This is a genomic window from Mycobacterium sp. (assembly GCF_019247615.1).
Classification (GTDB): domain Bacteria; phylum Actinomycetota; class Actinomycetes; order Mycobacteriales; family Mycobacteriaceae; genus Mycobacterium.
Genome location: NZ_JAFBAT010000140.1, coordinates 1 through 7,493, shown reverse-complemented (window position 1 = coordinate 7,493; position 7,493 = coordinate 1). Strand labels below are relative to the sequence as shown.

The following is a 7,493-nucleotide window of genomic DNA, read 5'->3' as shown; positions in this document are numbered from 1 at the left end:
TTTCGGCTCTGGAGGCCGCCAGTGATGTCATGATCGCCGTCGAGAACATGTTTCCCTTCCGCGCGGACCGGTTGTTCGGTGCCGGCCAATCGATGGAACGGATGCGCCGACGCGGCGGGGGGCCGGGCCCGGCGATCTCGGCCTTCGCGCCGTCGTTCGACCCGCTGGACGGCAACCACGCGCACTACACGCTCGATCTCTCGCACACCGCGACGGCGGGCACCGACTCCTTGGACATGGCCCGCCGGATGGGCGCCGGCCTGGTGCATCTGCACCTCTGTGATGGCAGCGGCCTGCCCGCCGACGAGCACCTGGTGCCGGGGCGGGGCACGCAGCCCACCGCCGAGGTGTGCCAGATGCTCGCCGGCGGGCGTTTCGCCGGCCACGTCATCCTCGAGGTCTCCACGTCAAGCGCGCGGTCGGCCCAGGAGCGCGAAGGCATGCTCGCCGAGTCGCTGCAGTTCGCCCGAACCCACCTGTTGCGGTGAACGCGTTATTCACCACCGCGATGACGCTCCGGCACGTCGATGCCGGCGCAGACCTCCACGTCTTTCAGGGCGAACTCAACGAGCATTGGACGATCGGGCCCAAGGTGCACGGGGGCGCGATGCTGGCGTTGTGCGCCAATGCCGCCCGTGAGGTGTGCGCCGGACGAGAACCGGTAGCCGTGTCGGCAAGCTTCCTGTGGGCGCCCGATCCTGGCGCCATGTGGCTGACGACGTCCATCCGCAAGCGCGGCCGCCGGATCAGCGTCGTCGATGTCGAGCTCAAACAAGGCGAACGCACCGCGGTGCACGCCGTGGTCAACCTGGGGCTGCCGGAGCATTTTGCGAGCGGCGCCGGTCCCCTGCTGTCGGCGAACCCGGTGGTGGATCTGATGGCGCCCGAACCGCCCGACGACGTCGCCCCGATCGGACCCGGGCACCCATTGGCCGGTCTGGTGCATCTGGGCGCGGGCTGCGACGTGCGGCCGCTGTTGTCCACGATGAAGCCCAGCACCGACGGCGGCCCGCCCGTGATCCAGATGTGGGCCCGCCCGCGTGGGGTGGCGCCCGACGCGCTGTTCGCGCTCATGTGCGGCGATCTGTCGCCGCCGGTGACCTTGGCGGTGGGCCGCACCGGCTGGGCGCCCACCATCCAGCTCACCACCTTTCTGCGGGCTCTTCCCGTGGACGGCTGGCTGCGAATCGTCGCCACCTGCACCGAGATCGGGCACGACTGGTTCGACGAGGACCACATCGTGGTCGACAGCCTGGGCCGCCTCGTGGTGCAAGCTCGCCAGCTGGCCATGGTCCCCGCCCGGGAGCGCGGCTGAGCCCAGCGGTCTGCGATGCTTTCGGGCATGGCAAGAATCGCGATCGTCGGCGGGGGCAGCATCGGCGAGGCATTGCTCTCGGGCCTGCTGCGGGCGGGCCGACAGGTAAAAGACCTGGTGGTGGCCGAGCGGATTTCCGAGCGCGCCAGGTACTTGGCCGAGACGTATTCGGTGCTGGTGACATCGGTGACGGACGCCGTGGACAATGCGACATTCGTCGTCGTCGCCGTCAAACCGGCCGACGTGGAGTCGGTGATGGGGGAGCTGGCACGCGCGGCCGCCGCTGCCGAGGTCGACAGCGCCGACCAGGTGTTCGTCACGGTCGCGGCCGGAATCACGATCTCCTACTTCGAGTCCAAGCTGCCAGCCGGGACGCCGGTGGTCCGGGCGATGCCCAACGCGGCGGCGTTGGTGGGCGCCGGGGTGACCGCGCTGGCCAGGGGTCGCTTCGTCACCGCACCACAGCTCGAGGAGGTCTCAGCGCTGTTCGACTCGGTCGGCGGCGTGCTGACCGTGCCCGAAGCCCAGATGGATGCCGTCACCGCGCTGTCAGGGTCGGGCCCGGCGTACTTCTTCCTGATGGTCGAGGCCCTGGTGGACGCCGGTGTCGCGGCCGGCTTGAGCCGAGAGGTCGCCACCGACCTCACCGCGCAGACCATGGCGGGGTCGGCGGCGATGCTGCTGGAAGCGCTGGACTCCCACCGCGCGGTTGCGCGGGAGGCCCCGGCGACGCGGGCGGACGCCACGGCCGCTCAGCTGCGGGCGACCGTCACCTCACCCGGCGGCACGACGGCAGCTGCGCTGCGCGAACTCGAACGAGGCGGCTTGCGGGCGGCCGTGGACGCGGCCGTCCAAGCCGCCAAAATGCGCTCTGAGCAGCTAAGAATTACATCGGAATAATTAAAGAATTTCGAACCGATTGTCCCTCACCAGTACCAGTAACCCCATTAGTCCCGCTATTCTCCTCTTGTATGCACGTGTGGGTGCCAGCGGAGGGGAAGCCGCTGGCATTGCGCGGGCCTGACACGATTGGGTTGCGATGACGTCTACGAACGGGCCATCGGCGCGAGATTCCGCTGCTAAGGGGCGGGACACCGGTTCCGCCGAGGGCCAGCAGGCCAGGACACAATTTCTCACCGTCGCCGAGGTGGCGGCGCTGATGCGCGTCTCCAAGATGACGGTCTACCGGTTGGTGCACAACGGTGAACTACCGGCGGTTCGGGTCGGTCGGTCCTTCCGGGTACACGCCAAGGCCGTCCACGACATGCTGGAGACTTCGTACTTCGACGCGGGCTGAGCCGCACCGGCCGCGCGTGGTTTCGCGGCCGGTCGGGCACCCTGATGCGCTCCGTGGTTTGCACGCGGTCGGGCGACCGCCGGTTTGGTGTTGTGTGCTGCCGGTTGGGTAGAGTGGCCCGGAAGTTTTAAGGTCCTTTGCAGGTCACCGGTCAGATAGCGGAGTTCATGGGTTCAGTAATCAAAAAGCGGCGCAAGCGGATGTCGAAGAAGAAGCACCGCAAGCTGCTTCGCCGCACTCGGGTGCAGCGCAGAAAACTTGGCAAGTAAGCCGCTAAGCGCGCTGAGCCCCTCGACCCTCACGCTGCAGCCCGGCCGGGCCGTTAGGCTGAATGAGTGGATGAGTCGAGTGACAGCGGCGCCGGGACGGGCGGCACTGTGCACTATCCCAAAGTCGTGCTGGTCACCGGCGCGTGCCGGTTTCTGGGCGGCTACCTGACCGCTCGGCTCGCGCAGAACCCCTTGATCAACCGGGTCATCGCGGTGGACGCGATCGCACCCAGCAAGGCCATGCTCCGCCGCATGGGCCGGGCCGAGTTCGTCCGAGCCGACATACGTAATCCGTTTATTGCCAAGGTGATTCGTAACGGCGACGTCGACACCGTGGTGCACGCCGCCGCGGCGTCCTACGCGCCGAGGTCCGGCGGCAGCGCGGCCTTGAAGGAGCTCAACGTGATGGGCGCGATGCAGCTCTTCGCAGCTTGTCAGAAGGCGCCCGCCGTGCGCCGCGTGGTGCTCAAGTCGACCTCCGAGGTGTATGGGTCGAGCGCCCACGACCCGGTGATGTTCACCGAGGACAGCAGCAGCCGCCGGCCGTTCCGCGATGGTTTTGCCAAGGACAGCCTCGATATCGAGGGTTACGCGCGAGGGCTGGGCAGGCGAAGGCCCGATATCGCGGTGACGATCCTGCGGTTGGCCAACATGATCGGTCCCGCGATGGACACGACGCTGTCGCGGTACTTGGCCGGGCCGTTGGTCCCGACGATGTTCGGCCACGATGCGCGATTGCAGCTGCTGCACGAGCAGGACGCGCTGGGGGCACTCGAACGCGCGGCAATGGCAGGCAAGGCCGGCACGTTCAACATCGGCGCCGACGGCATCATCATGCTCTCGCAAGCGATTCGGCGGGCCGGCCGAATTCCGTTGCCGGTGCCCGGTTTTGGCGTGTGGGCATTGGATTCGCTGAGACGCGCAAATCGGTACACGGAGATCAGTCGCGATCAGTTTGATTATTTGAGTTACGGCCGCGTCATGGACACCACGAGGATGCGCACCGAGCTCGGCTACCAGCCCAAATGGACGACGGCCGAGGCATTCGACGACTACGTTCGCGGCCGCGGCCTGACTCCCATAATCGACCCGCATCGGGTACGCTCACTGGAGGGTCGTGCCATAGCGATTGCACAGCGCTTGGGTGGCCGAAATCCAATTCCGTGGGTCCGGGCAGATTAGATTTGGATAGACAACGTGGCGGGTGAGACGAGGGCGAATGTCATTCCACTGCACACCAATAGGGGTCGAGTAGCGGCTCGTCGCAGAGCCGACCAACGGACAGATTCGGCTCGTCAGCATCCCTCGTTGCTCTCCGATTCGCAGGGTCAGGCATCGGCCGAACAGATCGCCGCCGTCGTTCGCGAAATCGACGACCACCGCCGCGCCGCCGGTACGCCGGGCACGCCGGGAAGCGCTGAGCAACCGCTCAACGAGCTTGCGCAGCGCGTCGCCGCCGTTGCCGGCTTCCTTCGTCAGCGGCTCACGGGGGACTACTCCGTCGATGAGTTCGGGTTCGACCCACAGTTCAACAGCGCGATCGTCCGGCCCTTGCTGAGGGTGTTTTTCAGATCGTGGTTCCGGGTCGAGGTCAGCGGTATCGAGAACCTGCCGAGCGAGGGCGCCGCGCTGGTGGTGGCCAATCACGCCGGGGTGTTGCCGTTGGATGGGCTGATGCTGTCGGTTGCGGTGCACGACGAGCATTCCGCGCAGCGGGACCTGCGGCTGCTGGCCGCCGACATGGTATTCGACCTGCCGGTCGTCGGCGAGGCGGCCCGCAAGGCCGGGCACACCATGGCCTGCACGGCGGACGCGCACCGGCTGCTCGCGGCGGGCGAGCTCACCGCCGTTTTCCCGGAGGGTTTCAAGGGGCTGGGCAAGCGCTTCGAGGACCGCTACCGCCTGCAGCGGTTCGGCCGGGGCGGCTTCGTGACCGCCGCGCTGCGCACCAAAGCCCCGATCATCCCGTGCTCGATCATCGGGTCCGAGGAGATCTACCCGATGCTCACCGATGTCAAGCTGCTGGCGCGGCTGTTCGGGCTGCCGTACTTTCCGGTGACCCCGCTGTTCCCGCTGGCCGGGCCGGCGGGACTGGTGCCGCTGCCGTCGAAGTGGCGCATCGCTTTCGGTGAGCCGATCTACACCAATGACTACGCCGCCTCCGACGCCGATGACCCGATGGTCACCTTCGAGCTGACCGACCAGGTGCGCGAGACGATCCAGCAGACGCTCTACCGGCTGCTGGCCGGGCGCCGCAACATCTTCTTCGGCTGAAATTCGCGCCTCGAACGTCGAGTTGTTGGGCGCTTAAGCCGCTCTTTCGGCCCAACAACTCGCCACTCGCTGACCTACTTGACCCCTACTTGACCATGGTGAACTGGCAGACGTTCGTGTAGCCGTCGCGGAACAGATTCGAGCAGCCCCGCAAGTACTTCAGGTAGATGTCGTAGGTCTCTTGGCCCTTCAGGGCGATCGCCTCTTCATTGTGGGCCTCGAGCGCATCCGCCCAGGCGTTCAACGTCGGCACGTAGTTTTTGCCGATGAAGTGGTGCCGCTCGATCTTGAAGCCCGCGTCAGTCGCGTACTTGTCAACCAGGTCGACCTGCGGCAACTTCCCGCCCGGGTAGATCTCTTTCAGGATGAAGCTGATGAATCGCAGCAGGGTCATGTTCACCTTCAAACCCATTGCGTTGCCCTCTTCGCGGCTCGGGACCACGATCGAGTGCAGCAGCATGCGGCCGTCGTCGGGCAGCAGGTCGTAGTACTTCTTGAAGAAGGTGGCGTAGCGCTCGTACCCGGCGTCACCGGCGCCGTCGGCGAAGTGCTCGAAGGCGCCCAGCGAGACGATGCGGTCGATCGGTTCGTCGGGAAATTCCTCCCAGCCCTGGATCCGCACCTCCTTGCGACGGGAGCTGTCCATCTTGTCGAACTCCGCCACGCAGTGCGCGTACTGGTTCTCGCTGAGCGTCAGGCCGATGACGTCGACGTCGTACTCCTGCACGGCATGCCGCATGGTGGAACCCCAGCCACAGCCGATGTCGAGCAGCGTCATGCCGGGCTCGAGGTTCAGCTTGTCCAGGGCGAGCTTGCGCTTGGCGTACTGCGCCTCTTCGAGCGTCTTGGTCAGATTCTGCGGGTCCGGATTCTCGTCGAAGTAACCGCAGCTGTATGTCATCGACGGATCAAGCCACAGCTTGAAGAACTCGTTCGATTTGTCGTAATGGGATCGGACTGCTTGCACCGGCGGCTTGAGCTGAGTGCCACCCGTTTCACTCTGCGACATTGAATCGACCCTACTTTCCGGCAGATATGGATGCAATTGCGGCAACGGTGTCTTCGGTGCTCGCCTCTTGGTGTGCGGCCTCACCCAGCATCGTGACAATGCCGGTGACGACCGGTCGTCCGTCGGCATCTGTGATCTCGCTGCGGATTTCCGCGAGTACAGTTCCGTGCGACTCGATCACCGAGTCTAGATAGGTGTCGAAGAACAACCTGTCGTGGGCCAGGATCGGCCGGTGAAACTTCAGCTTCTGATCGCGGTGGAAGACGCGCGCGATGTTGATCGGGATCTTGAACTTCGTGAAGATTTCCAGCTGCACGCGCCGGCCCGCGATCGCGGCGAAGGTCAGCGGCGCCACCAGCGCGGGGTAGCCGGCTTCGGCGGCATCGGCGTCGTTGAAATGGGCCGGGTGATCGTTGAGGACGGCGGCCGCGAACTCACGGATCTTTTCGCGCCCGACCTCGAAGTAGTCCGATCCGCGATAGTTGCTGCCGATGAGTCCCTTGGCCTCTTGGGGGGTTGTCATACCGCTGTGCTCTCCGCTCGAATACGTCTCAGCGGCGCAGCCTATCAGCGCGATTGCCGCCGCGACGCCAGTGCTGCCAACGCGCCGCCCGCCGCACCCAGGGCCAGTGCCGACGGCACGCCGATCCGAGCCGCCTTGCGCGCGGTCCGGAAGTCGCGGATCTCCCAGCCGCGCTCGCGGGCCAGGGCACGGAGTCGGGCGTCGGGATTGATGGCGACCGCCGTCCCCACGAGCGATAGCATCGGCACGTCGTTGTAGCTGTCGGAATAGGCGGTGCAGCGTTTGAGGTTGAGGCCCTCGCGGATCGCCAGCGAGCGCACCGCGTGGGCTTTCCCCGTGCCGTGCAGGATCTCACCCACCAACCGGCCGGTGAAGACCCCGTCGACCGACTCCGCGACGGTCCCCAGGGCGCCGGTCAGGCCCAGCCGACGTGCGATGGTCGCCGCCAGCTCGTATGGCGTGGCCGTGATCAGCCATACCTGTTGGCCGGCGTCGAGGTGCATCTGGGTCAGCTCGCGGGTGCCGGGCCAGATCTTGTCGGCGATGATCTCGTCGTATATCTCCTCGCCCAAAGCCACCAACTGCTCGACCGAGCGGCCCTCGATGAACGCCAACGCCTTGCGCCGGCCCGCGGCGACGTCGTTGCTGTTCTCCTTGCCGAGCAATTGAAACTTGGCCTGGGCGTAGACGAATCCCAGCACATCCCGATAGGTGAAGTAGTTGCGCGCGGCCAGTCCGCGGCCGAAGTGCACCGCCGACGACCCCTGAACCAGCGTGTTGTCCACGTCGAAGAATGCGGCCGCGGT

Annotated in this window: 10 protein-coding genes; 7 read left to right on the top strand and 3 right to left on the bottom strand. The window is 66.1% G+C overall.

Features of this window, described 5'->3' with window-relative positions; translation table 11 throughout:
- From JO059_RS09505 to JO059_RS09475, 7 genes are all read left to right on the top strand, one after another.
- On the top strand, window positions 1-488 hold a 488-nt coding region (locus JO059_RS09505; protein ID WP_293316041.1), incomplete at its 5' end, for a sugar phosphate isomerase/epimerase.
- Window positions 485-1,315, top strand: a complete 831-nt coding sequence (locus JO059_RS09500; protein ID WP_293316039.1) for a thioesterase family protein — start codon at window positions 485-487, stop codon at window positions 1,313-1,315. The genes JO059_RS09505 and JO059_RS09500, both read left to right, overlap by 4 nt.
- Before the next feature lie 27 nt (window positions 1,316-1,342).
- The gene (proC, locus tag JO059_RS09495; protein ID WP_293316037.1) at window positions 1,343-2,215 is read left to right on the top strand and encodes a pyrroline-5-carboxylate reductase; all 873 of its coding nucleotides are present in this window, start codon (window positions 1,343-1,345) and stop codon (window positions 2,213-2,215) included.
- A gap of 139 nt (window positions 2,216-2,354) precedes the next feature.
- A complete protein-coding gene (locus tag JO059_RS09490; protein ID WP_293316035.1) occupies window positions 2,355-2,612 on the top strand; it encodes a cell division/environmental response transcriptional regulator in 258 nt (85 codons plus the stop codon).
- A 167-nt stretch (window positions 2,613-2,779) separates the two neighbouring features.
- Entirely contained in the window at window positions 2,780-2,881 is a 102-nt protein-coding gene (locus tag JO059_RS09485; protein WP_003402602.1) for an AURKAIP1/COX24 domain-containing protein, read from the top strand.
- A 66-nt stretch (window positions 2,882-2,947) separates the two neighbouring features.
- Window positions 2,948-4,063 (top strand): SDR family oxidoreductase, encoded by a 1,116-nt coding sequence (locus JO059_RS09480; protein ID WP_293316033.1) that lies wholly within the window; start codon window positions 2,948-2,950, stop codon window positions 4,061-4,063.
- A gap of 6 nt (window positions 4,064-4,069) precedes the next feature.
- Window positions 4,070-5,155, top strand: coding sequence for a lysophospholipid acyltransferase family protein (locus tag JO059_RS09475; protein WP_293316043.1), 1,086 nt, complete (start codon window positions 4,070-4,072; stop codon window positions 5,153-5,155).
- Window positions 5,156-5,240: 85 nt separating this feature from the next.
- On the opposite strand, the gene JO059_RS09470 is transcribed toward JO059_RS09475, so the two are convergent.
- From JO059_RS09470 to JO059_RS09460, 3 genes are all read right to left on the bottom strand, one after another.
- Window positions 5,241-6,164 (bottom strand): cyclopropane mycolic acid synthase family methyltransferase, encoded by a 924-nt coding sequence (locus JO059_RS09470; protein WP_293316031.1) that lies wholly within the window; start codon window positions 6,162-6,164, stop codon window positions 5,241-5,243.
- Window positions 6,165-6,174: 10 nt separating this feature from the next.
- Complete coding sequence (locus JO059_RS09465; protein ID WP_293316029.1) at window positions 6,175-6,687, bottom strand: MaoC family dehydratase N-terminal domain-containing protein; 513 nt, start codon at window positions 6,685-6,687, stop codon at window positions 6,175-6,177.
- 44 nt (window positions 6,688-6,731) lie between these two features.
- A partial coding sequence (locus JO059_RS09460; RefSeq protein ID WP_293316027.1) for an HAD-IB family hydrolase occupies window positions 6,732-7,493 on the bottom strand: 762 nt, incomplete at its 5' end.